This window comes from Rhodococcus sp. JG-3, assembly GCF_000482405.1.
GTDB classification, from domain to species: domain Bacteria; phylum Actinomycetota; class Actinomycetes; order Mycobacteriales; family Mycobacteriaceae; genus Rhodococcoides; species Rhodococcoides fascians.
The window spans coordinates 2,854,086-2,878,650 of sequence record NZ_KI519398.1 but is presented as its reverse complement, the minus strand read 5'-3'; the positions used below and the strand labels follow the sequence as shown (position 1 = coordinate 2,878,650).

At 65.7% G+C, this 24,565-nt stretch carries 23 protein-coding genes; 4 read left to right on the top strand and 19 right to left on the bottom strand.

The genetic code is table 11. From position 1 onward, the window contains the following. Positions 1–3: 3 nt before the first annotated feature. From smc to K414_RS0114955, 14 genes are all read right to left on the bottom strand, one after another. Entirely contained in the window at positions 4–3,666 is a 3,663-nt protein-coding gene (smc, locus tag K414_RS0115020; RefSeq protein WP_027496677.1) for a chromosome segregation protein SMC, read from the bottom strand. Positions 3,667–3,725: 59 nt separating this feature from the next. Then, positions 3,726–4,001: an acylphosphatase gene (locus K414_RS0115015; protein WP_027496676.1), complete on the bottom strand. Its 276-nt coding sequence runs from the start codon at positions 3,999–4,001 to the stop codon at positions 3,726–3,728. Further along, entirely contained in the window at positions 3,998–4,894 is an 897-nt protein-coding gene (locus tag K414_RS0115010) for an SMP-30/gluconolactonase/LRE family protein (protein ID WP_027496675.1), read from the bottom strand. The genes K414_RS0115015 and K414_RS0115010 overlap by 4 nt, the downstream gene beginning before the upstream one ends. Beyond that, positions 4,894–5,322 (bottom strand): OsmC family protein, encoded by a 429-nt coding sequence (locus K414_RS0115005; protein WP_027496674.1) that lies wholly within the window; start codon positions 5,320–5,322, stop codon positions 4,894–4,896. The genes K414_RS0115010 and K414_RS0115005 overlap by 1 nt, the downstream gene beginning before the upstream one ends. Before the next feature lie 57 nt (positions 5,323–5,379). Beyond that, a complete protein-coding gene (gene mutM, locus K414_RS0115000) occupies positions 5,380–6,246 on the bottom strand; it encodes a bifunctional DNA-formamidopyrimidine glycosylase/DNA-(apurinic or apyrimidinic site) lyase (RefSeq protein ID WP_027496673.1) in 867 nt (288 codons plus the stop codon). Next, positions 6,246–7,043 (bottom strand): ribonuclease III, encoded by a 798-nt coding sequence (rnc, locus tag K414_RS0114995; protein ID WP_230591199.1) that lies wholly within the window; start codon positions 7,041–7,043, stop codon positions 6,246–6,248. The genes mutM and rnc overlap by 1 nt, the downstream gene beginning before the upstream one ends. 11 nt (positions 7,044–7,054) lie before the next feature. Then, entirely contained in the window at positions 7,055–7,237 is a 183-nt protein-coding gene (rpmF, locus tag K414_RS28590) for a 50S ribosomal protein L32 (RefSeq protein WP_032397784.1), read from the bottom strand. Further along, positions 7,238–7,846, bottom strand: a complete 609-nt coding sequence (locus K414_RS0114990; protein ID WP_027496671.1) for a DUF177 domain-containing protein — start codon at positions 7,844–7,846, stop codon at positions 7,238–7,240. It lies immediately after the preceding gene. 91 nt (positions 7,847–7,937) lie between these two features. Continuing rightward, the gene (locus tag K414_RS27090) at positions 7,938–8,729 is read right to left on the bottom strand and encodes a DivIVA domain-containing protein (protein WP_045841865.1); all 792 of its coding nucleotides are present in this window, start codon (positions 8,727–8,729) and stop codon (positions 7,938–7,940) included. 183 nt (positions 8,730–8,912) lie between these two features. Continuing rightward, positions 8,913–9,401, bottom strand: coding sequence for a pantetheine-phosphate adenylyltransferase (gene coaD / locus K414_RS0114975; RefSeq protein ID WP_027496670.1), 489 nt, complete (start codon positions 9,399–9,401; stop codon positions 8,913–8,915). A 94-nt stretch (positions 9,402–9,495) separates the two neighbouring features. Then, positions 9,496–10,068, bottom strand: coding sequence for a 16S rRNA (guanine(966)-N(2))-methyltransferase RsmD (gene rsmD / locus K414_RS0114970; protein WP_027496669.1), 573 nt, complete (start codon positions 10,066–10,068; stop codon positions 9,496–9,498). Next, positions 10,065–13,481 (bottom strand): pyruvate carboxylase, encoded by a 3,417-nt coding sequence (locus tag K414_RS0114965; protein ID WP_027496668.1) that lies wholly within the window; start codon positions 13,479–13,481, stop codon positions 10,065–10,067. The genes rsmD and K414_RS0114965 overlap by 4 nt, the downstream gene beginning before the upstream one ends. A gap of 110 nt (positions 13,482–13,591) precedes the next feature. After that, complete coding sequence (gene recG / locus K414_RS0114960) at positions 13,592–15,871, bottom strand: ATP-dependent DNA helicase RecG (protein WP_027496667.1); 2,280 nt, start codon at positions 15,869–15,871, stop codon at positions 13,592–13,594. Positions 15,872–15,885: 14 nt separating this feature from the next. Further along, on the bottom strand, positions 15,886–17,553 hold the full coding sequence (locus tag K414_RS0114955; protein ID WP_027496666.1) for a DAK2 domain-containing protein: 1,668 nt from the start codon (positions 17,551–17,553) through the stop codon (positions 15,886–15,888). A gap of 283 nt (positions 17,554–17,836) precedes the next feature. Between K414_RS0114955 and rpmB the strand changes: the two genes are divergently transcribed. After that, on the top strand, positions 17,837–18,028 hold the full coding sequence (rpmB, locus tag K414_RS28585) for a 50S ribosomal protein L28 (RefSeq protein ID WP_008717389.1): 192 nt from the start codon (positions 17,837–17,839) through the stop codon (positions 18,026–18,028). Positions 18,029–18,173: 145 nt separating this feature from the next. After that, positions 18,174–18,968 carry an enoyl-CoA hydratase-related protein gene (locus tag K414_RS0114945; protein ID WP_027496665.1) on the top strand — a complete coding sequence of 265 codons (795 nt, stop codon included), beginning with the start codon at positions 18,174–18,176 and terminating at the stop codon, positions 18,966–18,968. A gap of 5 nt (positions 18,969–18,973) precedes the next feature. Here K414_RS0114945 and K414_RS0114940 read toward each other — a convergent pair whose 3' ends face one another. Genes K414_RS0114940 through K414_RS0114930 form a run of 3 tightly spaced genes read right to left on the bottom strand, consistent with a single transcriptional unit; the run spans position 18,974 to position 21,230 of the window. Further along, entirely contained in the window at positions 18,974–19,666 is a 693-nt protein-coding gene (locus K414_RS0114940; RefSeq protein ID WP_027496664.1) for a uracil-DNA glycosylase, read from the bottom strand. After that, positions 19,663–20,187, bottom strand: a complete 525-nt coding sequence (locus K414_RS0114935; protein WP_027496663.1) for a gamma carbonic anhydrase family protein — start codon at positions 20,185–20,187, stop codon at positions 19,663–19,665. Before K414_RS0114935 ends, K414_RS0114940 begins: the two co-directional genes overlap by 4 nt. Positions 20,188–20,225: 38 nt before the next feature. Further along, the gene (locus tag K414_RS0114930) at positions 20,226–21,230 is read right to left on the bottom strand and encodes a thiamine-phosphate kinase (protein WP_343294196.1); all 1,005 of its coding nucleotides are present in this window, start codon (positions 21,228–21,230) and stop codon (positions 20,226–20,228) included. A gap of 188 nt (positions 21,231–21,418) precedes the next feature. On the opposite strand from K414_RS0114930, the gene K414_RS27085 reads away from it, so the two are divergent. Together K414_RS27085 and K414_RS0114920 are read left to right on the top strand one after the other, a co-directional pair. Further along, positions 21,419–21,667: an Lrp/AsnC ligand binding domain-containing protein gene (locus K414_RS27085; protein ID WP_032366384.1), complete on the top strand. Its 249-nt coding sequence runs from the start codon at positions 21,419–21,421 to the stop codon at positions 21,665–21,667. Between the two features lie 3 nt (positions 21,668–21,670). Continuing rightward, a complete protein-coding gene (locus tag K414_RS0114920; RefSeq protein WP_027496661.1) occupies positions 21,671–22,303 on the top strand; it encodes a DUF3515 domain-containing protein in 633 nt (210 codons plus the stop codon). Positions 22,304–22,310: 7 nt separating this feature from the next. Here the strand turns inward: K414_RS0114920 and K414_RS0114915 are convergent, their stop codons facing one another. Continuing rightward, entirely contained in the window at positions 22,311–23,417 is a 1,107-nt protein-coding gene (locus K414_RS0114915; RefSeq protein ID WP_027496660.1) for a D-alanine--D-alanine ligase family protein, read from the bottom strand. 73 nt (positions 23,418–23,490) lie between these two features. After that, entirely contained in the window at positions 23,491–24,489 is a 999-nt protein-coding gene (locus tag K414_RS0114910; protein ID WP_027496659.1) for an NAD(P)H-dependent glycerol-3-phosphate dehydrogenase, read from the bottom strand. Positions 24,490–24,565 lie beyond the last annotated feature (76 nt).

The window sequence follows — 24,565 nt, the reverse complement described above, 5'->3', positions numbered from 1 at the left end:
ACCTCACGTCGCGGTATCGGTGTCGCTGGGCACCGACACGTCCGGTTCGGCGGGTTCGACTGTATCGACGGCGACACGCTCGCGATTGAGCCGCTGCGAGATGACGGTGGTGATGCCGTCGCCGCGCATACTGACGCCGTAGAGGGCGTCGGCCACTTCCATCGTCGGCTTCTGGTGCGTGATGACGATCAGTTGCGACTTCTCGCGGAGTTGCTCGAACAAACCGATGAGTCGCCGCAGGTTGGTGTCGTCCAGCGCTGCTTCGACCTCGTCCATCACGTAGAACGGCGACGGTCGAGCACGGAAGATCGCCACGAGCATCGCAACGGCCGTCAGTGACTTCTCGCCGCCGGACAGCAGCGACAGCCGCTTGACCTTCTTGCCGGGCGGCCGTGCTTCCACTTCGATTCCGGTGGTGAGCATGTCCGACGGGTCGGTCAGAATCAGCCGTCCCTCGCCACCGGGGAACAGTTTGGCGAAGACACCGGTGAATTCACGCTCGACGTCCAGCCAGGCCTCGGTGAACACCTGCAGGATGCGGTCGTCCACGTCGGCGACGACCCCGAGCAGGTCCTTGCGCGCGGACTTGACGTCCTCGAGCTGGGTGGACAGAAAGTTGTATCGCTCTTCCAGTGCCGCGAACTCTTCCAGAGCCAGCGGGTTCACCTTGCCGAGCGTGGCCAGATCCCGTTCGGCGCGTTTGACACGCGCCTGCTGAGTGGCGCGGTCGAACGGCATCGGGGCGGGTGCCACCACCTGCTCACCGCGTTCCTTGGCCGCCTCGTACTCGGCCATTTCGAGTTCGGTCGGAGGCAGCGGGACGTCGGGGCCGTATTCCGCTACCAAGTCGTCGAGACCGATCCCGTGCTGTTCGAGAATGGTCGTCTCGAGTTGCTCGATGCGCAGGGCGGCCTGGGCACGCGCCACCTCGTCGCGGTGCACCGCGTCGGTGATCGAGGCCAACTGTCCCTGCAGTGCCCGAACCTGCTCCTTGACCGTGTCGAGTTCGGCTGTGCGCGTTGTCCGTTCGGCCGAGAGCTCGTCGCGCCGCCGTGCGGCAGCAGCGACGACCGCCCCGAGACGAGTCGCGAGCTCTTCACCCGACTCCGCCACTGCGGCAGCGACCGCGGCAGCATGACGCCGAGCCGCGCTCTCCCTCTCGGCCCTGGCTCTGGCCTCCCGCTCGGCTCGCGCCGCCCGGCGTAGCGAATCTGCCCGTCCCCGGACCGACTGCGCACGCTCCTCCGCGGTGCGCACGTTCAGCCGAGCTTCGACTTCCACGGCGCGAACCTCGGTGAGTGCGGCCGCCGCCATTTCACGCTCCATCGTGGTGGCCGCGTCGCCGCTCTCACCGTCTCCCACGAACCCGGATTGTTCGTCCTCGGCAGATCGCAGGCTGTCTTCCAGCTCGGCCAGCCGAGCGACCGCTTCCTCGCGACTCGTCTCGGCCGAATCACGCTGCGTCGTCAACCGTGCCGATTCGGCATGAGCAGACCGCGCCAATTGACCGAGCCTGCCCAGCTGCTCGTACACAGCTGCCATTGCGGCATCGGATTCGTTGAGGGCAGCCAGAGCCTGCTCCGCCGATTCACGTCGGTCGCGCTGTTCCGCGAGTGCACCGGAGAGCGCTGCATCGAGTTCCTCGGCCCGGCGCACGGCCGCAGCCAGCTCGACGGTCGAGGTGTCGATGGCGGATTGCACTTCGAGCGTGCTGGGCCGTCGGTCCGATCCTCCGGTCACCCACCCGGGTTCGACGACGTCGCCGTCCTTGGTCACCGCGCGCAGTCGGCCGTTGCCGGAGACGAGTCGGTGCGCGGTGTCGAGCGAGTCGACGGCAACCACGCCGTCGAGCAATGCCGTCATGGCACCGGCCAGGCGGTCCGGGTAGTCGATGAGATCGAGCACCCACCGCGCGCCATCAGGAAGTTCGGGGCGCGAGAGTGGTTGCACTGCAACGGAACTGCTGTGCACGATGGCAGCGCGACCACCGTCCGCGGCGCGAAGCGCCAGGACTGCATCGCGGGCAGCGGCGAAGGATTCGGCGTGGGCAGCGTCGGCCGCCGGTCCCATCGCGACTGCGACCGCGATCTCGTATCCCGGCTCGACCGTCAGGTGCCCGGCCAGCAGTCCCGACAGTCCGTCCTGTTCGTTCTCCACCAACCAGCCGGCACCGTCTTTTCGTTCGAGGCCCATCGTCAGCGCCTCGATCCTCGCTTCGAAGGACGCCACCCGCTTACCCGCGGTGCGTTCCTCGGCCTGCAATTCCGAGACACGCGCATCGGCATGACGTAGCGCAGCCACTGCGCGCTCGTAGTGGGTGTCCAAGCTCAGTTCGCTGGCGTCGAGGGTACCGATCTGGTCCTGCACGCTCTCGAACTCGCGCTGGGCCGCCTCGCCCCGTTCACGGGCCTCGTCGATGGCCACCGACAGGCGTGCCACCTCGGCGTCGATCGATTCGACCTTGGTCCGGAAAGTATCGACTCGCCCGGACAAGCGCGCAAAGCCCTCCCTACGATCGGCCACCGCACGCACGGCCGCCAGGTGCGCCCGCTCCGCAGCCGCAGCCGCCGACTCGCGTTCGGCCAACTGTTCGCGGGCCGCTTCGAGGGTTTCCCGCGCCATCTCCACGGCTTCGACGAGTTCCATCTCTTCTTCGGCAACCCGCTCGGCCTGTGCCTCCAGCTCGTCGGGGTCCTGCCCTCGGCCGGCGCTCTGCACGGAGTCGAGGTGCCGGGCCCGCTCGTGCGCGATGCGAACAGTCGCGTTGACTCGTTCGGCCAGCGCAGAGAGGCGAAACCACGTTTGCCCGGCCGCTTCGGCGCTGGGCGTCAGGCGAGCCACGGCTTGCTCGTGTTCGGCGAGGGCGACGGTCCCCGCCTCGAGGGCGTCCTGCACCATCGCATACTGCTCGCGAGCCGCTTCCTCGTCCTGCGTCTGGTTGGCGAATTCTTCTCGCCTGGCCACCAAATCGTCTGCCGCCAGCCGGAGGCGAGCGTCGCGCAGGTCTGCCTGCACCGTCTGCGCTCGACGCGCGACCTCGGCCTGCCGACCCAACGGCTTGAGTTGCCGACGCAGTTCGGTCGTCAGATCGGTCAGTCGCGCGAGATTGGCCTGCATCGCGTCGAGTTTGCGGACCGCCTTTTCCTTGCGTTTGCGGTGCTTGAGAACGCCGGCAGCTTCCTCGATGAATGCTCGCCGGTCCTCTGGGCGGGATTCGAGAATCGCCGCCAGCCGGCCCTGCCCGACGATCACGTGCATCTCGCGCCCGATACCGGAGTCGCTCAGCAGCTCCTGGACGTCCATCAAACGGCAGGAGCTTCCGTTGATTTCGTACTCGCCCGCACCATCGCGAAACATGCGGCGGGTGATCGATACCTCGGAGTAGTCGATCGGCAGCGCTCCGTCGGAGTTGTCGATCGTCAGCGTCACCTCGGCCCGACCCAGCGGCGCTCGACCCGAGGTTCCCGCGAAGATGACGTCTTCCATCTTGCCGCCGCGCAGGGCTTTGGCACCCTGCTCGCCCATCACCCAGGTCAGAGCGTCCACGACATTCGATTTACCGGAGCCGTTCGGTCCGACCACGCAGGTGATACCGGGCTCGAATCGAAGAGTCGTCGCCGAAGCGAAGGACTTGAAGCCCTTGAGCGTCAGACTCTTCAGATACATAGCGTCCGTACTTTACCGGCCAGGTGCCCACCCGCGCGCCCAGCCTCCGGTAGTGCAGGTCAGCGCTCGACGAAACCGCTCAGATCACCGCGGGCCGACCCCCAACTCTCGACGACGAGCGTCACCGTGCCGGGGGTTCCACCGCCGCGTAGCAGTTCGAGAAGCGCGTCGAGACGATCGCGCGGTCCCTCGGCGATCACCAGCACCCGTCCGTCGGCGTGGTTGGTCGCATGACCGACGAGACCGAGTTCGAGAGCACGCGATCGAGTCCACCACCGAAACCCGACGCCCTGCACCAGGCCGTGCACCCACGCCGTCAGACGCTCGTCGTTCATGCCGGGCTCAACTCTCGGACGGATCCGTCGAAACTCGTTGCGTACAACGACGTCGGGTCGAATCCCACCCCGCCGAACGCGACCGCGGATGTCAGCGGCACACCTGTCGCCACGGCACACGACGACCCCGACGTCGGGTCGATGCGAATAACTCGTCCCGCGAGATTCTGTGCGAGATAGATCATTCCGTCGACACCCACGGTCAGGTCGTCCGACATGGTGAGTGGTCCGAATCCGTCGACGCGAACACGCGAGACCGAACCGGACGGATCCTGCTCGTCGAGGACGTACACGACGGGCTCGACATCGAACGTGTTGCCCACGTAGATCTTTCCGCGCGCAATCGCAATCCCGTTGGCAGACCCCAGATCCGTACGTACCGTCGACACGGTGCGATCGGTCGCGATCCGGCTCAGGCCTGCAGCGACACCCAGATTACGGGTGGTGAAGAGATCACCCGTCTCCGATCTCGCCAGTCCGTTGGGCATCGCCAGGCCCGACGCGTACGTCGAGCGACCACCGGTATCGAGATCGAGCGCGTCGATCGTTCCGGTCGAGGAATCGAAAAGTCCTGCGGCCGCACTGTTTCCGGTGGTGAAGTACAGGGTGTCTCCGTCCCGCACCAAGCCGCCGGGTGACTCGACGCCCGACACCAGAGTGCCCCGGTCTCCGTTCGGCGCGACGCTACGTAGAGCACCCGGTCCGATCGGCGACGTCTCGGAAACGATCATCGAACCGCGGCCGTCGAACTCAAGATTCTCGAGCATCCCGAATCCCGACGCCACAGTGCGGACAGACCACGGAGTGCACGCACTCGACGCCTGTGCGGCCGGGGCCGCGGCGATCGACGCGCCGCAGAGCAACGCCGCGGTGAGGATCGCCCGAGACTTCATCAGGCGTCCACGTCGATGTCCAGGTTGATCGTCGTTCCGGCCTTCAAGGTCCGCCCGACCGTGCACACCTTGTCGATGGCACGCTCGACGACGGTCAGCAGGCGTTGCTGCGCCTCGGGGTCCATCGCGCTGAGGTCGACTCGAAGGATCTCGTTCAACTCGGGATAGAGCTCGTTCTCGCGGTCGGCGGCCCCCGACACCTCGACGGTGGCGGAGTAGTCGTCACCGAGTCGACGAGAGAGCGGGACGTCGGAGCTCATGCCCGTGCACGCCGCGAGGGCGATCTTGAGCAGCTCCCCCGGAGTGAAAACACCCTCGACAGATTCGGACCCGATGAGCACCTCGGCTCCCCGCGAACTGCGACCGGTGTATCGACGTGTGCCTGTGCGCTCGACCCAGAGGTTGGTCGGCGTGCTCTGTTCTGCCATGACCGAAATACTAGGCGGGCGGTTCAGGAGTGGAGCCTGCGGAATGACCTTGTGCGGTCAGGTCCGGAGGTGTCGCGGCCGCGGCTGGCAGGTGGGGCAGCTGAACGAGGAGCGGTTCATGAATTTTTCGCGCCGGATCGGTGCGCCGCACCTCGAACAGGGCAGTCCTTCCTGCCCGTAGGCATCGAGCGACCTGTCGAAGTAGCCGGACTGCCCGTTGACGTTGACGTACAGCGCATCGAAGGACGTTCCGCCTTGAGCGAGGGCCTCCCCCATCACCGCGTGGACCCCGGTCAGCAGACGCCGCAGCGCGGGACGCGTCAGTGTTTCTGCGATTCGATTGCCGTGAATCTTCGCGCGCCACAACGCTTCGTCTGCGTATATGTTGCCGACACCGGACAGCACGGTCTGGTCGAGCAGTGCCCGCTTGATCTCGGTGTGCTTGCCGCGCAACACGTTCACCACCGATTCGGCATCGAACAGTGGGTCGATAGGATCGCGGGCGATGTGCGCGACCGGTTCGGGTACCTGGGTCCCGTTCACCGTCACGATCGGAGCGAGTGCCCAACCGCCGAAGGTCCGTTGGTCGACGAAGCGGAGGTCGCTACCGTCGTCCAGGCGAGCTCGAATTCTCAGGTGCTTCTCGTCCGGGGCAGTGGGAGGCTGCACGAGCATCTGCCCGCTCATACCCAGGTGGACGACGGTCGCGAAATCTCCGGGTTCCATCACCAGCCACAGATACTTGCCACGCCGCTGGGCCGAGGCGATGCGCTGACCCTGCAATTGGCCGATCAGATCGAGGCCGCCGAGGTCGTGTCGCCGTACGGCGCGAGGGTGCAGTACCTCCACCGAGCGCACCGTCTTGCCGACCACGTGAGATTCCAGGCCGAGCCGGACCACCTCGACCTCAGGCAGTTCAGGCATCAGGAAGAGTCGGATGCGGAGTCGGCAACGACAGGAGTCTCGTTGTCCGACAACGAGTTCCACGCCGTGCTGGCAGCCTTCTGCTCGGCTTCCTTCTTCGACCGGCCCACCCCGACGCCGCGCGGGAATCCGCCGACGAGCACAGTGGCCGTGAATTCCTTGTCGTGGTCGGGTCCGGTGGACGAGATCTCGTACGCGGGGACACCCAGTGCACGTTCCGCAGTCAACTCCTGCAGGCTGGTCTTCCAATCCAGACCCGCACCGAGCTTGGGAGCCCGATCGAGCAAGCCGGCGAACAGTGTCAGAACCACGGTGCGGGCAACATCGATTCCGTGTTGCAAGTGGATGGCACCCAGCAAGGACTCCATACCGTCGGCCAAGATGCTGGGCTTGTCGCGCCCGCCGGTCTGCTCTTCGCCCTTACCCAGCAACAGATGACGACCGAGGCCGCCGTCACCGAGATCACGAGCCACCTCGGCGAGTGCATGCATGTTGACCACACTGGCTCTGATCTTTGCCAGCTGTCCTTCGGACTTGGTGGGGTGCACCGCGTACAGGTGCTCGGTGACCGCCAAGCCGAGCACGGAGTCGCCCAAGAACTCGAGCCGTTCGTTGGTCGGCAGACCACCGTGCTCGTAGGCGAACGACCGGTGCGTCAGAGCCAGCGTCAACAAGGGTTCGGACAGAGAAACACCGATAGCGGCGAGGAGCGACTCTCGGTCGTCCCCGCCGCTGACGGCAGTGGAGCTATTGTTCTGTGGCCCGCCGTTGTGTCGGTCCACTACTTCGTTTGTCACCTGAGCGGGAATCAGACCGCTGCGACGACCTGGCGGCCCTTGTAGGTACCGCACGAAGGGCACGCGATGTGGGGCAGCGTCTTCTCGCCGCAACCACGGTTGGGGCACGTCACGAGGGTGGGCGCAGTGGTTTTCCACTGTGCACGACGCGACCTCGTGTTGGAACGCGACATTTTGCGCTTCGGGACAGCCACTTACTTCTCCTCGGCTTCGTTGTTCACAAGTTCTGTGCTCGGTTCTGGATCCACGCCAAATTTGGCTGCAAGTCCAGCCCAGCGAGGATCAATTGTATCGTGACTGTGGCCGGATTCAGCAATCGCCAGGCGAACGCCGCATTCTGGGCACAATCCCTCGCACTCGTCACTGCAGACGGGGTGGAGTGGAAGCTCCAGACCGACCGCGTCGACGATGACGGGTTCGAGATCTATCAGGTCGTCGACGATACGGTGAATCTCGTCCGCATCCGTGGTCTCCTCGGTGATGCTGTTCGGGTAAGCGAACAGCTCGGTGAGGTAGACGTCGACATTGCCAGTGACCGGGTCGAGGCAGCGCGTGCACTCACCGGCCGTGGCAGCTCGCACGGAACCGGTGACGAGAACGCCCTCGGATACCGCCTGCAACTGCAGATCGAGCGAAACCGGTACACCGGCTTCGATGGCGATGGCATCGAGGCCGATTCGGGAAGGAGCCGGAACCGTCCGCTCGATGGTTTTCGTCGACCCGGGTCGACGACCGAGGTTGAGAATGTCCAGAACGAATCCTGCGTCCAGTTCGGGACGCGTCGTTCTCTTGGGCGGGGGCACGGCTGATCTTCCTTACTGTCGGTGTGCCTACTGTCGGTAAGCAACCACACAACGATACGCATCTGCGCATACGTGAGCAAATCGTGACGGGTCAGTGCCGACTACGACGTCCCTGGTCTGCACTTCCGTAGGAGGTGTCACCGTACGGTTCGTTGCCGTAGTCCGGGACGCCCGAGCCGGTGCGCAACTGCTGCCGACCGCGACCCACCGACCGAATGGTGCCGCTGAGGAACTCCTCGAACTCTGCAAGCTTGGTGTCGACGTAGACGTCGCACTCGCTGCGCATCCGATCGGATTCGGCGTGTGCGCTGTCGATCACCCGAGCCGACTCGGCGTGGGCCGCCTGAACGACCTCCGTCTCCGAGACGAGCCGGTTCTGTTCGGCGGTGCCGTCTGCGACCGACCGCTCGTACGACGCCGTACCGGACTCGATCATCCGATCGGCCTCGGTGCGAGCGCGAACGGTCAGCGCCTCGTACTCACGCTGGCCTTCGAGAACCGTTCGCTCGGCCTCGGCTTCGGCATCGGCCACGAGCTGATCGGCATGCGCCGACGCTTCGGACACCATGCGATCGGCCTGTGCTTTGGCGTCGGCGAGAATGCGGTCCGCCGAGTCGCGTGCGTTCTCCACCGTGTCCTGAGCTTCGGCGTTCGCACTGGTGACGGTCTTCTCCGCCGTCGCCCGCGCATCACCCACCAGCTTGTCGCGATGATCCAACACGTCCTGCGCATCGTCGAGCTCGCCGGGGATGGCGTCACGGACGTCGTCGAGCAGTTCCAGGACATCGCCGCGAGGGACGACGCACCCGGCAGTCATCGGAACGCCGCGCGCCTCCTCGACAATGGCGACGAGCTCGTCGAGCGCCTCGAATACGCGGTACACCGGTTACCCCAATCGTCGAATCTGCCACCGCGAACGCATCTGCTCCGCAGACGACACCCACAGTTCTTCGCTGTTCAGTCTGCCCGCCGATACGCCGGTCTGCGCTATACCCACCCGGTGTGTCGCCCTTTCGAACTATTGCGCCATCGAACTACTGCGCCATCGAACTACTGCGCCGTCGAACTACTGGGCGGCACGCTCGGCGATACGCGACATCAACCGGTCCTGCACGAACGGCGGCAACATACCGGTGACGTCTCCCCCGAACGTGGCCACCTCCTTGACCAACGAGCTCGACAGAAAACTGTGCGCCGGATTCGCAGGGAGGAACACCGTGTCCACTCCGGTCAGCGTCCGGTTCATCTGCGCCATCTGCAACTCGTAATCGAAGTCGACAGCACTCCGAAGACCCTTCACGATCGCCGAAAAGCCCTCTTGCCGTGCGTAATCGACCAGCAGGCCATACCACGAACCGACCCGAACGTTAGGCAGATGCTCGGTCGCGACCTCGAGCATCTCGATCCGCTCCTCGACGCTGAACATGCCCTTCTTGCTCTTGTTCACCATCACCGTCACCACCACCTCGTCGAAGGCGGCCGCCGCGCGCTCGAAGATATCCAGGTGACCGATGGTCACCGGGTCGAAGGATCCAGGACACAGTGCGCCAGTCATGCCCGCGAACCTATCAGCTCAGCCAGCTCATTCCGCTGGCTCCACTCCTGACCACTTCGGTCATTCCGCAGGCTCCACTCCTGACCCAACCCGGTCATTCCGCAGGCTCCACTCCTGACCGGATTGCGATCTCGATTCGACTCTCGCCGTACTTCTTCGACTTCTCCGGCACGAGCCCGGTCGGCCATACGGTCTCCGGCGAACGCGACGACCGTTCGAGCACGACCACCGCGTCGACCGAGAGCCATCCCCCGCTCACGAGCCGCTCGAGGAGGCCGGCCACGGCGGTATCCGTGACGGCGTACGGCGGATCTGCCAACACCAGGTCGTAGGCCGCGTCGGCGGTGCCGGCCAGGACCGAGGCCACCGGCGCGCACTTGACCGAAGCTCCGGTCAGCCCGACCGATTCGATGTTCTTGCGCACTACCGCGGCGGCCCGTGCGTCGGATTCGACCAGCACCGCCGACGCGGCCCCACGTGAGAGTGCTTCGAGTCCGAGCGCACCCGACCCTGCGAACAGATCCAACACCGCGGCCCCGTCGAGCTCCATCCGACTTTCGAGCGCACTGAACAGTGCCTCTCGAACCCGCTCCGACGTGGGCCGGGTGCCTTGGCCGGGGACCGCCAGTCGGCGACCCCCGGCAACGCCCGCGACGATCCGGGTCATTCGCTCCCGGCCTCTTCGCCCGTCGACCCCCCACCGATGACGACGAGCAGATCGCCGCCCTCCACCTGCTGAACGCCCGAGATCGCCAGACGAGTGACCGAGCCGCCCCGCGGTGCGGTGATCGCTGCCTCCATCTTCATCGCTTCGATCGTGGCAATGGTGTCGCCTGCCGAGATCTTCTGGCCCTCCTCGACCGCCAGGGTGACCACCCCGGCGAACGGAGCCGGAATGTGTCCGGAGTTGGAGCGGTCTGCCTTCTCGACCGTGGGTGCTTCGCTCGCGATGGACCGATCGCGCACCGACACCGGACGTAGCTGCCCGTTCAGGATGCACATGACGGTGCGCATACCGCGTTCGTCCGGGTCGGAGATCGCTTCGAGTCCGATGAGCAGTTCGACGCCCTTCTCGAGCGTGACTCGATGCTCCTCGCCCTGACGCAGACCGTAGAAGAACTGGTTGGCCGACAATCGGGTCGTGTCGCCGTACTTCTCTCGATGAGCTTCGAGTTCCGCTGTCGGGCCGGGGAAGAGCAACCGATTGAGAGTGGTACGGCGTTGCGCCGACGTCCCGTCGAGGTTCTTCTCGTCCTCGTCGGTCAGCGGCGTCACCGGCTTGCCCGCACCACGGCCTTCGAGCGCCTTGGTGCGCAGCGGCTCCGGCCAGCCGCCGGCGGGTGTTCCGAGGTCGCCGCGTAGGAACCCGACAACGGAATCGGGAATGTCGTACCGGCTGGGGTCCTCGGCGAATTCCTCGGCGGACGCATTCGCACCCACGAGCGCAAGAGCCAGATCGCCGACGACCTTCGAGCTCGGCGTCACCTTGGTCAATCGACCCAACATGCGGTCGGCCGCAGCGTAATTGGCTTCGACCGTCTCGAAGCGATCACCGAGACCGAGCGAAATAGCCTGTTGGCGTAGGTTCGACAGCTGGCCGCCCGGAATCTCGTGGGTGTACACGCGACCGGTCGGTGCCGGCAGCCCGGACTCGAAGGGCGCGTACACCTTTCGTACGGCCTCCCAGTACGGCTCGAGATCGCAGACGGCCTGCAGGTCGAGACCTGTGTCGCGCTCGGTGTGTGCAGCCGCGGCGACGATCGCCGACAGCGCGGGCTGACTGGTGGTTCCTGCCATCGCAGCACAGGCACCGTCGACCGCGTCGGCTCCGGCTTCCCAGGCCGCGAGGTAGGTAGCGAGCTGTCCGCCGGGAGTGTCGTGGGTATGCACGTGCACCGGCAGGTCGAAGTTGGACCGCAACGCCGTCACCAGCGTCTTGGCCGCGGGGGCCCGCAACAGACCCGCCATGTCCTTGATGGCCAGCACGTGCGCGCCGGCATCGACGATCTGCTCGGCCAACTTCAGGTAGTAGTCGAGCGTGTACAGGTTCTCGTTCGGATTCGACAGGTCGCCGGTGTAGCTCAGGGCCACTTCTGCGATGGCCGTACCGGTTTCGCGCACTGCATCGATCGCCGGACGCATCTGATCGACGTTGTTGAGCGCATCGAAGATACGGAAGATGTCGATTCCGGTGTCGGTGGCCTCGGCGACGAAGCTACGGGTGACCTTCTCCGGGTACGGGGTGTATCCGACGGTGTTCCTGCCGCGCAGCAACATTTGAATCGCGATGTTGGGCACGGCTTCTCGCAGGCTCGCCAACCGCTCCCACGGATCCTCGTGCAGGAAGCGCAACGCCACGTCGTACGTCGCCCCTCCCCAGGCCTCGATCGAGAGCAACTGCGGCGTCGTTCGCGCCACGTACGGCGCTACGCCGAGCAGACCACTGGTGCGTACACGCGTTGCCAACAACGACTGATGGGCGTCACGGAACGTGGTGTCGGTGACACCGAGCGCCTTCTGATTGCGCAGATCGCGGGCGAACCCCTCCGGCCCGAGGGCCAGCAGCCGTTGCCGGGAGCCGTCGGGAATGGGAGCCGAGAAGTCGACCTCGGGCAGCTTGTCGTGCGGGTACACCGGCGAGGGACGTTCCCCGTGCGGCTTGTTGACCGTCACGTCGGCCAGGTAGGTGAGGATCTTGGTGCCACGGTCACCCGAGGAACGCGACGTCAGCAGTTCCGGACGTTCCTCGATGAAGGAGGTGGTGACGCGTCCTGCGGTGAAATCGGGGTCGACCAGAACCGCCTGCAGGAACGGGATGTTCGTCGCGACACCGCGAATTCTGAACTCCGCCACCGCACGTCGGGCACGCGCCACGGCAGTGTCGAAATCACGGCCGCGACAGGTGAGCTTGACGAGCATCGAGTCGAAGTAGGCACCGACCTCGGCACCCAACGTCGTGCCGCCGTCGAGGCGCACGCCGGCACCGCCCGGGGTGCGGTAGGCAGTGATGCGGCCGACGTCGGGCCGGAATCCGTTGGCGGGATCCTCCGTGGTGATGCGGCATTGCAACGCTGCACCGCGCAACACGATGTTTTCCTGCTGCAATCCCAGGTCCGCCAACGTCTCGCCGGAGGCGATACGCAACTGCGACTGCACCAGGTCCACATCGGTCACTTCTTCGGTGACGGTGTGCTCCACCTGAATTCGCGGATTCATCTCGATGAAGACGTGATTGCCGCGGGTATCGAGAAGGAACTCGACGGTACCGGCGCAGGAATAGCCGATCTGCTTGGCGAACGCCACGGCGTCGGCGCAGATCTTCTCGCGTAATTCCTGAGGAAGGTTGGGCGCCGGTGCCAACTCGATCACCTTCTGGTGTCGACGCTGCACACTGCAATCGCGCTCGAAGAGATGGACGACGTTGCCTTGGCCGTCGGCAAGAATCTGTACCTCGATATGACGGGGGTCGATCACTGCCTGCTCGAGGAACACGGTCGCATCGCCGAACGCCGACTCCGCTTCGCGCGCAGCAGCTTCGATGGACTCGCGTAGTTGCTCGGGCTCGGCCACGCGGCGCATTCCGCGACCACCGCCACCCGCCACGGCCTTGACGAACAGCGGGAAAGTCATGGATTCGGATGCCGCGACCAATTCGTCGATATCGGCGGAAGGCTCGGAGGACGCCAACACCGGTAGTCCCGCGGCCTTCGCAGCGGCGATCGCGCGCGCCTTGTTACCGGTCAGCTCGAGGACATCGGCGGAGGGCCCGACGAACGTGATGCCCGCCTCCACACACGCGGCGGCGAGATCCGGGTTCTCGGAAAGGAATCCGTAGCCGGGGTACACAGCATCGGCACCGCTACGCTTGGCGGCGGCGACGATCTCGTCGACCGAGAGATACGCCCGAACGGGATGGCCCTTCTCCCCGATCTGATAAGCCTCGTCGGCCTTCGTTCGGTGCACCGAGTTTCGATCCTCGAACGGGAACACCGCCACCGTCGAGGCACCGAGTTCGTAGGACGCACGGAAGGCGCGGATAGCGATCTCGCCGCGGTTGGCAACCAAAACTTTGGAGAACATTGGCTCAACTTACCCGGCAGACAGAGCCCCGGAGGCGTACTGATCCCACGATGCGGGAACTTTTGTTCAATTTCGGCTACTGAAACGGTGCAGTGCGGACTGCGACGGGGTCAGGACTTGTCGAGGTAGTCGATTCTGTCGGATCGCCACGCCGAACGCATCATCGACGCGATGCCGGGATTGTCGGCCAGAGACGGGTCCCGCGCGAACAACGACCGGGCACAATCCTGGGCGTCGGAAATGATGTCCTCGTCGTCGATGAACGAGAGCAACCGAAGTCCGGTCACCGTGCCCGACTGCGCGGCTCCCAACACGTCACCTTCTCGGCGGGTCGCCAGGTCCAGTTTGGCGAGCTCGAACCCGTCGTTGGTGGCGGCCACAGCCTCGAGCCGAGCGAACGACCCACCGCCCGGGCTGAGCCAGCTGATCATGATGCACAGCCCCTGATGCCCGCCGCGGCCGATTCGCCCACGCAGCTGGTGGAGCTGGCTGACGCCGAAGCGGTCGGCATCCATGATCACCATGACCGTGGCATTGGGTACATCCACGCCCACCTCGACCACCGTCGTGCAGACGAGCACGTCGATCTCACCCGCGTTGAATTCCGACATGGTGATGTCCTTGTCGTCACCGGACAGTCGACCGTGCAGCAGCCCCACACGCAGATCGGCCATCGGCCCGGCGGAGAGCGTCTCGTAGAGATCCACGGCAGCCGTCGTCTCCGGCCCGTCCTCCACTTTCGGCGCAGCCTTCTTCGCCGCTCCGCTCTTCTTGCCCGTGTCCGCATCATCGCCGTCACCGATACGAGAACAGACCACGTAGGCCTGTCGGCCGGCCGCGACCTCCTCGTGAATCCGTTGCCAGGCTCGATCCACCCATCCCGGTTTGGATCTGGCCGGGACGACGTTGCTGACGATCGGCGACCTGCCGCGCGGAAGCTCCGTCAGTACCGACGTCTCCAGGTCCCCCAGTGTCGACATCGCGATCGTGCGCGGAATCGGTGTCGCCGTCATCACGAGGAGATGCGGGCTGGTGTTTCCACGAGCCTTCGCGCGCAAGGCATCTCGCTGCTCCACACCGAATCTGTGCTGCTCGTCCACGACGACCATCGCGAGGTCGAGAAACTCGACCCGATCCTCGATGAGAGCGTGGGTGCCGATGACGATCCCGGCATCACCTGTCACGGCATCGAGCAGGGCCGATCGCTTTGCCGCAGTGGACATCGACCCCGTCAGCAGAGCCACCTTGGTGGCCAGCTCGTGCGATCCCAGCTCGCCACCGGCGGCCAGCGTGCCGAGCATCGATCGAATCGATCGCGCATGTTGGGAGGCAAGCACTTCCGTCGGTGCCAACAGTGCGCACTGGTGTCCGGCGTCGATCACCTGCAGCATGGCACGCAACGCGACGATGGTCTTACCCGAGCCGACCTCGCCCTGCAACAGACGCGACATCGGATGCGGACCCGACAGGTCGTTGGCGATCTCCGCAGCAACCTGGTGCTGACCGACCGTCAACTCGAACGGCAGCCGGCGATCGAACTCCGCCGCGATGCCGTCGGTGATCGGTGGGCACCGCGCGGCTACCCGGTCGGACGCGTCGCGTCGTCGGTCCGCGAGTACCAATTGAACAGCCAATGCCTCGTCGAACTTCAATCGTTCCCGGGCGGCGTCCTTGTCCGCCGCAGTATCGGGAAAGTGGACCGAACGCAGCGCGGCGTCTATGTCGATGAGGCCACGCTCGCGGCGCACCGATTCCGGGAGCGGATCGACCACGTCGTCCAGCTGGTCGAGTACCTGCCGAACGCAGCGCATGAATGTCCAGCTCTCGACATCTTTCGCCGCGGGATAGATGGGTACGAAGGCGCGGTCGAACACCGACATGTCGACGGCTCCGGACGAATCGACCGAGCCACGCGCCAGGCCGGCCAGCGTGCCACCGCCGACGATGCGACCCGCGGGGACGATGGCCCCGTCGTTGTCGTCACCCCCGAGGATCACGTAACTGGGGTGGGTGAGGTTCCACCGCCGACCGAAATACTTGACCTTGCCCGAGAACATGCCCCGCCGCCCGGGCACGACCACGTGTTTGAGCTTGTGCGGGCTGAAGAACGTGGCTTCGATCCGCTGCCCGTCGGCCGCAAGGGTGACGGCAAGGAACTGACCGTTGCGGTTCTTCATCGAACGCAGGGTGGCCGATTCCACGGTGGCGACGATGGTGATGTGTTCCCCCTCGGGGGGTTCCTTCTCGCCGAGCTCGGAACCGTGCGTCATGTAGCGATGCGGATAGTGCCGCAGCAGGTCTTCGACGGTATGGATGCCGAACACCTCGGCCAGCGGTGCCGCAGCCGCCGCTCCGAGGACATCGTCGAGCCGATCCACCAGCGTTGCCATTGTTCCGAGATTCCCTATTCCACTCCGAATTGCACGAGATCCCCGGGCTGCCCGCCCGGGTAGACCACCACGTCGACGCCGGGATACGCACCCGCCACATAGTCGGCGAGCCGACCTCCGAGATCCGCGGGAGCCAGTGCCCCGAGCAACACCGTCACCATCTCACCGCCGGTGGCCAACAGCTGGTCCAGCAGTCTGCATCCGGCATCGAGCGGATGCTCGGCAACGATCACCACTTCCTGCCCGGCCAGACCGAGACAGTCACCCGGCTCGCACATGCCGACCCAGGTAAGCGAGCGTTGCTCGGCGATGCGCAACGAACCCCACCTCGTCCCCGCTGCAGCATCGGACATTGCGAACGCGTCGTCGACGGCTGCTCTGGCCGCGTCGTGCACTGCGAGCGCAGCCAACCCCTGCACCATCGCCGAGCACGGCAACATCGACACGTCCTTACCGTCGGCCCTGGCCGCAGCACCGACGGCAACGAGCTCCTGAGCGGACAGCGCCCCGTTCGGCAGCACCAGAACCTCGCGGTGCTTCATGCCCACGATGGCGCGATGCAACACCGACGAATCGATGGGCTCGTCGCATCGCACCACCGTCGCACCTTCCTGTACGTAGAGAGCCGCGGCACCGTCACCGGCGACCAGGGCCAAAATATCGCGACCCACCGACATAGCCTCGGGCTCGTGCTCACCGACGTTCGCGTCGACGGAGTACTCGGCCAGTCCGAAACACGAGATGCGCACTCCTCGAATATTTCCCGCCGCGATCCCGCACTCGACGGCACCGCCCGGGTCGGTGGTGTGCACATGAGCGGAGTACGCCCCGGAGCCGTCTCCGGCAACCACGACCGAATCGCCGAGGTCCGACAGCGCTGCACGCAGCGCTGCCGCGCGGGTGTCGTCGATGCCGGGGACGACGTAGAGAACCTCGTAGCCGAGCGGCCGGGACTGCGAACGAGCCGCCGCCCCGTCGGAGGCTCCGGGTGCGTTCGAAACACCGACTTCGATCACCCGTTCGTGGTCCTGAGGACGGCGATAGCGTCGCCTCGGCGGGGTGCGGCCCGTCACGACTTCGACCAACGCGTCGAAGATCACCGACAACCCCAGCGCCCCCGCATCCACGACGCCCGCCTCTCGCAACGGTGCGAGTTGGTCCGTCGTGCGATCGAGAGCGCGAGCGGTGGCCTCGGCGATATCGACCACCAGCGTGGCCAGATCGACGTTCGCGTCGTGGGCAGCGGCCTCGTGGGCAGCGGCTTCGAGCACCGTGAGCATGGTGCCCTCGGCGGGGACACTGACCGCGCCCGCCACCAGAACTCGTGCACGCCGCAACATGGCCTGGATCGACACGGTGTCCAGCGGACCGTCGGCTGCGGCCTCACCCACGGCGCGCAGGAGTTGCGAGACGATGACCCCGGAATTTCCTCGCGCGCCCGATACGGCTCCCACCGCCAGAGCCCGTCCGATCGCACCCGCGCCTGCGGCCGGCCCGGCACTGCGCATGGACTCGACCGCAGCCCGGAACGTGAACATCAGGTTGGTGCCGGTATCGGAGTCCGGAATCGGGAAGACGTTCAGTGCGTCGATCTCGTCGCACCGAGCAGTGAGGGAATCCACACAGCGATAGGCCCACCGGCGCAGGTCCGAGGCATCGATGGATTCGAGTACGTCGACCACCTCGAGCGCCTCCCCTGCGTTCCGTCCGTACCTGCGCCCGGGCCCGACGATGTCGGCCGCGGACAGTGCCCGAAGCTTAGTCGGGCAGAATCGTCAGCGCGGCGCGCGTGAGCCGGTACACCTCGTCTGCGGTGGCGGTTTGGTGATTGGGTGGGACGCCGCTATTCTTGCAGGGTTGCCTCGAGGCGATCTTCACGCATTGCAATCCTTGCATCTGCTCGTAGTTCGTTTCGATGTCTTCGACCACATGTAACGCTCAACATCTAACAAGGAGTTCGCGACTATGGCTGCCGTCTGCGACGTATGCGCCAAGGGGCCCGGCTTCGGTAAGTCGGTCTCGCACTCGCACCGACGGACCAACCGTCGTTGGAACCCGAACATTCAGACCGTTCACGCTCAGGTTGCGCCTGGCAACTCCAAGCGCATGAACGTGTGCACCTCCTGCTTGAAGGCAGGCAAGGTGGTTCGGGGCTGATTTCGGCCCCGCTCTTCGATTTCCTCCACGGCCTCGACCGCGTGCGAGAACTGTGCCCCGCATCCACTCGGATGCGGGGCACAGTTGTCTGTCGATGTTCCTGCGCATTCGGGCAAACAGTTGGACGTCCGATAGAGTGCCGAACGTGACTCATTCGGACAGCGAAAGCTCGAGCAAGGTCAGCATCGAAGACGGAGTGCTGCACATCGTCGTCGCCACCGAGGCGGGCGGTTCCTCTCTCGACCTGGACGGCATCACCTCGGGAACGCAGGCACTGCACGAGGTGAACACCGGTGTCACATCTGTAGGAAGCGTCCTGCTCATCGGCCGCGGGCCGAACTTCTGCGCCGGCGGCAACGTGCGGGACTTCGCCGGTGCCGACGATCGCGGTGCCTTCGTCGGCTCGGTTGCCGATGCGTTCCACGCCTTCGTTCGCGAACTGGCAGCAGTGACGGTTCCGATCGTCGCCGGGGTACACGGCTGGGCGGCCGGTGCCGGCATGAGCCTGGTCTGCCTCACCGACATCGCGATCGGTGGCCCGTCCACCAAGCTTCGACCGGCCTACCCCGCCATCGGGTTCACACCGGACGGTGGAATGTCCTGGACCCTGCCCCGCATCGTCGGATCCGGCCACGCGATGGACATCCTGCTGAACGATTCGATTCTCAACGGTGAGGATGCGGTGCGTCTCGGAATCCTCAGCCGCCTCGTGGGCGACGACTTCGTCGACAGCGAGGCCGAACGACTGGCCCGAACCCTCGCCGTCGGCCCCACCTCGGCGTATCAGGGAATCAAGAAGCTGCTCGCGGCGTCCGACACCGCAACTCTGGCAGAGCAATTGGATGCCGAGGCCGCCTCGATCTCGGCGGCCGCAGTCTCACCTGCAGGAGTGGAAGGCGTCGACGCATTCGTCGAGAAGCGTCGCCCCGATTTTTCCTGAGCCGGTCACAGCAACGTCCAGTCGATCGGTTCGTCTCCGCCCTCGACCAACAATTCGTTGGCGCGACTGAAGGGCTTGGATCCGAAGAATCCCCGTGATGCGGACAGCGGTGACGGATGGGCCGACTCGATGTACGGCACCGATCCCAGCATGGGTTTCAGCGTCGCCGCGTCACGGCCCCAGAGAATCGCCACCAGGCCAGGAGCCCGGGGATCCTCGGCTCTGGCAACAAGAGCACGAATTGCCTGCTCCGTCACCGCCTCCCAGCCCTTCTTGCGATGCGACGCCGCTGCGGACGGCTCGACCGTGAGCACTCGGTTGAGCAGCATCACACCCTGCTCCGCCCACGGCGTGAGATCACCGTTGCTGGGCGTCGGCAGACCGAGATCGTCCGAATATTCCTTGAAGATGTTGGCCAGACTGCGTGGAACGGGACGCACGTCGGGGGCGACCGAAAAGCTCAGCCCCACTGCATGACCCGGGGTCGGGTACGGGTCCTGGCCCACGATCAGCACCCGAACCCGGTCGAACGGGTACCGAAAAGCACGCAGAACGTTCTCACCGGCAGGGAGGTAGTGCTTTCCGGCGGCGAGCTCGGCTCGCAGAAAGTCGCCCATCGCAGCAACATTCGTCTCGACCGGAGCCAAGGCACGGGCCCAACCCGGATCTACGCTCTCGGCGAGCGGGCGGGCCGTCACCGGTCGATCCGGCGCAGCGCGTCGCGGTAGTACGCGGCGTTCGCGGAGTACATCTGCACGTTGATGTCCACGTGCCCCTCCGGAACCTCGAAGCCCTCACGGATTTTCGCGGGAACACCGAGCGCCATGCTGCGTTCGGGAACGACGAACTTGAACGGCACCACCGCACCCGCACCCACGATGGAACCGGCCCCGATCCTCGAGCCGTTGAGCACCACGGAACCCGATGCAATGAGGCAGTTGTCGCCGATGGTCGCACCCTCGATATGCGCGTTGTGACCGAGAACGCATCCGGCACCGATCACGGTCGCGTCGATGGGGGTGCAGTGGATGACGGTCCCGTCCTGGATGTTGGTGCCCGCACCGACGGAGATCGTGCCGTAATCGGCTCGGAGCACGGCCGTCGGCCACACCGACGATCCCGCCGCCAAGGTCACCGCTCCGATGACGACTGCATCGGGATGGACATAGGCGTCCGGGTGAATATCGGGTTCGCGGTCGCCGAGCGCGTAGATAGCCATCCTTGCAACTTAGCCGACTCCATGGACCCGGTCGGAGCTCACTCTCGGTCGAAGCTCGACCAACCGGATCTGCCCACGCGGTGGTGCCCGGCGACAGTGACGCCACCGTCGGTTGCATTCGACGCCGGCTCGACGCGGCCGATCACGATCCACCCCGTCGGAACGGTAGCGAGGCCGGGGAACGTGCCGACGAGAGCATGATCCTCGCCGCCGGTGAGTACCCACTCGAGGGGATCTGCCCCCAACAGCTCTGCAGCCGAACGGACTTCGTCGGCGATCGGAAGACGCTCCGGTTCCAGAACCATCGATACGCCGGATGCGTCGGCGATATGCCCCAGGTCGGCCGACAACCCGTCGGACACATCGGTGAGTGATGTCGCGCCTGCCTCGGCGGCCTCGATTCCGGCACGGTACGGCGGGGCGGGCACGCGGTGTGCATCGAGAACCGCGTCGTGCCCGGAGCGATCGCCGCCTGCGAGCAACAGAGCGAGTCCGGCCGCGGACCACCCGAGCCGCCCCGCGAACGCGATCACATCACCGACCTGCGCACCCGATCGCAGTACGGGAGCCCTGCCCTGTAGGTCACCGAGCGCAGTGATCGAGATCACCAGCTGATCCGATTGCACCACATCACCGCCGACGATCGCCGAACCCGCAGCCGACGCCTCGCGCCACATGCCCTCGTTCAGACCGTCCGTCACGCTCACCGGTGTGTCCGCCGGGCAGCCGAGAGCAACCAGGAATGCCGAGCACTGCCCACCCATCGCGGCGATGTCTGCCCCGTTCTGCGCGATCGCCTTCCGGCCGATCTCCACTGGAGTCGACCAATCGAGCCGAAAGTGCCTGCCGTGCACCAACATATCTGTCGTGGCGGCCACCCTGCCGTCGGATGCACTGACGACGGCAGCGTCGTCGCCGGGGCCGACGATGGTCGACGTCGGTTGCACTCGATCGGCGACGGCCCGGGCGATGACGTCGAACTCGCCGATCTGGGCCACCGTCGGTTCGGCGGCGGTGGTCCCCGAAGGGCCGGTGTCGTCGATGATGTTCCTCCCTCAGAGCGCAATTCGGACGTCGGTCTCCCGCGAAACCGGCACCGCGCCTGCGGTACCTTTAGCGGTGCCCGGGCCCGGTCCGGCGCAGCCGGTTTCGTGCTGTGAGTACGCAACCGACTCAACGTACAGTCGACTCAACTTACAGTCGATCGTCCCAGCAAGGAAAGGGACCACCGATGGTGCAAGCCTTCGTTCTCGTTCAGACCGAAGTCGGCCGTGCCACGACCGTTGCGCGGCAGATCGAGTCGGTCGACGGCGTCGTATCCGCAGAAGCTGTGGTCGGACCCTACGACGTCATCGTCAGGGCCGACGGCGCATCCGACACCGAGATCGCGGACATCGTCTCCCGAATTCAGAAGGTCGATGCCATCACGCGCACCCTCACCTGTCCCGTCGCCCCGCAGTCGACCTCGACGGTTCGGTAGCGCATGAATTCTGCCGACCACGACCACAACCACGACAAAGACAACGGCGACGACGCCGGCACCCGGTCCGAGAATGCAGCAGCGGCCGACGAGACCCGCGAGCAGCGCCACCCTGCGGTCATAGCCACCGCGATCGCCCTGCCGGTCGCGTTGGTGGTGGGAGTTCTCGTGGCCGCGATAGCGGTGAACAGCTCCCCCGCCCACGATCCGGTAGCGCTGGGGCCGGTCGACGCACCCGACGCCGCGAGCGCACAGTGCTCGACCCTCCTCGATGCGCTGCCCGACGAGCTGGGCGACTACAGCCGCGCCGACCTGGCCGACCCGGCACCTGTCGGAGTCCGAGCCTGGGTATCGGCCGAGGAGAACGCCGAGCCGGTCGTGCTTCGCTGCGGGCTGCCTCGCCCTATCGGATTCGATGTGGCTGCACCACTTCAGGTGATCGACGGCGTCCAGTGGTTCGAGGTGTCCGGCGAGAACGACGGCATCGACGCCAGCACGTGGTTCGTCGTCGATCGGGGCACGTACATCGCTCTCACCATTCCCGGCGACTCCGGCCCGACACCTCTGCAGGATGCCTCGTCAGCAGTGTCGGCAGCACTACCCCAGCAGCCCCTCGACCCGGCACCGTTGCAGTAGCGCCGGGTCAGCGCAGGCCGGTACCGCGTGCGAGAGCGGTGTCGATCAGGGTGCTGATCAGGGTCGAGTAGTCGATTCCGCTCTCGGCCCACATCTTGGGGTACATCGAGATCGACGTGAATCCGGGCATCGTGTTGATCTCGTTGATCACCGCGCCTTGCTCGGTGACGAAGAAGTCGACCCGCGCTAATCCTTGGCAGTCCAGTGCGCGGAAGGCCGAGACTGCGAGTTCGCGAATACGATCGCTGATGTCGTCGTCGAGTGCGGCAGGAATGTCGAATTCGCTGACATCGTCGAGGTACTTGGTGTCGAAGTCGTAGAAGGCGTGATCGTCGCTGTCCGCGTCGGGGAGCCGGATCTCGGCGATCGCGCTGGCGCGCACGCTGCCGTCGGGGAATTCGAGTACGCCGCATTCGACCTCGCGGCCGTGGATCATTCCTTCGACGATCACCTTGGGGTCGTGCTCGCGGGCAACGCCGATCGCCGACTGCAGGTGATCCCACGAGGTGATGCGCGAGATTCCGATCGACGATCCGCCTCGCGCGGGCTTGACGAAGGCAGGGAGACCGATGTGGTCGCGTTCGGCTTCGGTCAGGTCATCGGTGCCGCGTCGCAGCACGACCTGCCTGCCGATCGGTAGTCCGTCGGCTCCCAGAAGCTTCTTGGTGAACTCCTTGTCCATGCCTGCGGCACTGGCCAACACTCCGGGACCCACGTACGGGACACCGGCGAGTTCGAGCATTCCCTGCAGGGTGCCGTCCTCGCCGTACGGCCCGTGCAGCACCGGAAACACGACGTCGACCGCAGCCAGGACCTGTCCGGCGTCGCCCTCACCGAGAGCGATCAGCGCGCCTGCGCGTCCCGGATCGGTGCTCAGCGCGAGTGCGGCACCGGACTTGTCCACCGTCGGCAGTACTCGATCCCGAATCGTCAGCGCATCCGGATCACTGGAGCCGAGCACCCAGGCACCGTCGGGGGTGATCCCCACCGGGACAACCTCGTAGGTATCGGGGTCCAGATTCGCGAGCACGCTACCCGCCGAGACACAGGACACCGCGTGCTCACTGCTGCGGCCACCGAAGACGACGGCAACTTTGATTCGGGGAGTACTCACGGTGACAAACCGTACCGCCGTCTCCCCGCGAACGCGGATTCGCCCTGTTCGTGCACACGTCGCGAACGTGACCTCACTCGGGCTTGATTCGACGCCCCAGCAGGTGGCCCACCGCGTCCGGAACCGACATTCCCCCGTGACACACACGGTGCACGGCATCGGTCAACGGCATCTCGACGTCGTAGCTCTCGGCGAGCGCGCGCACCGACGTACAGGACTTCACGCCCTCGGCCACCTGCCCGTGCGCTGCTTCCTGCGCGCTCTCGAGGGAGCCGCCCGAACCGAGCCGCTCACCGAACGTACGGTTGCGCGAGAGCGGCGACGAGCAGGTGGCGACCAGATCTCCTACACCGGCGAGCCCGGACAGCGTCGACGGTGTGGCCCCGAGCGCGACTCCGAGCCGGATGATCTCGGCCAGGCCTCGGGTCATGATCGACGCGAGGGTGTTCTCGCCGTAGCCGACTCCGCTGGCCATTCCACAGGCGAGGGCGATGACGTTCTTGCACGCGCCACCGATCTCGGCACCGATGACGTCGGAGTTGGTGTACGGCCTGAAATATCCTGTGGCGCAAGCTTTTTGAATCTCAAGGGCTCGTTGCGAGTCGGAACACGCGATGACCGTCGCGGCCGGCTGCCCCTCGGCGATCGGGCGCGCCAGATTCGGCCCGGACAGGCAGGCCACCCGGCTGGGATCGGCCCCGGTCACCTGTGAAATCACCTGACTCATGCGCATGAGCGTTCCGGTCTCTATGCCCTTGGCCAGAGACAGCAGTGTCGCGTGCGGTGCGATCGCATCCGTCCACTCCCCCAGATTCGCGCGCAGACTCTGCGACGGCACCGCGAGCACCACGATGTCCGCGCCGTCGAGGGCGGTCGCCGGATCGCTCGTGGCGCGGATCGACGACGGCAGTTCGATTCCGGGGAGGTAGTCCGCGTTCTCGTGCCGTTCGCTGATCGAGGCAGCGAGTTCCTCTCGGCGCGCCCACATGGTGACATCGGTTCCGGCATCGGCCAACACTTTGGCGAATGCGGTACCCCACGACCCGGACCCCAGTACCGCTGCTCTGCTCATGCCGCCAACCTCTCACCTGCTCGCCGATGCCCTGCCTACGCGCGCATCACCCTAACGCGCAGACCTGCCCGGGCGG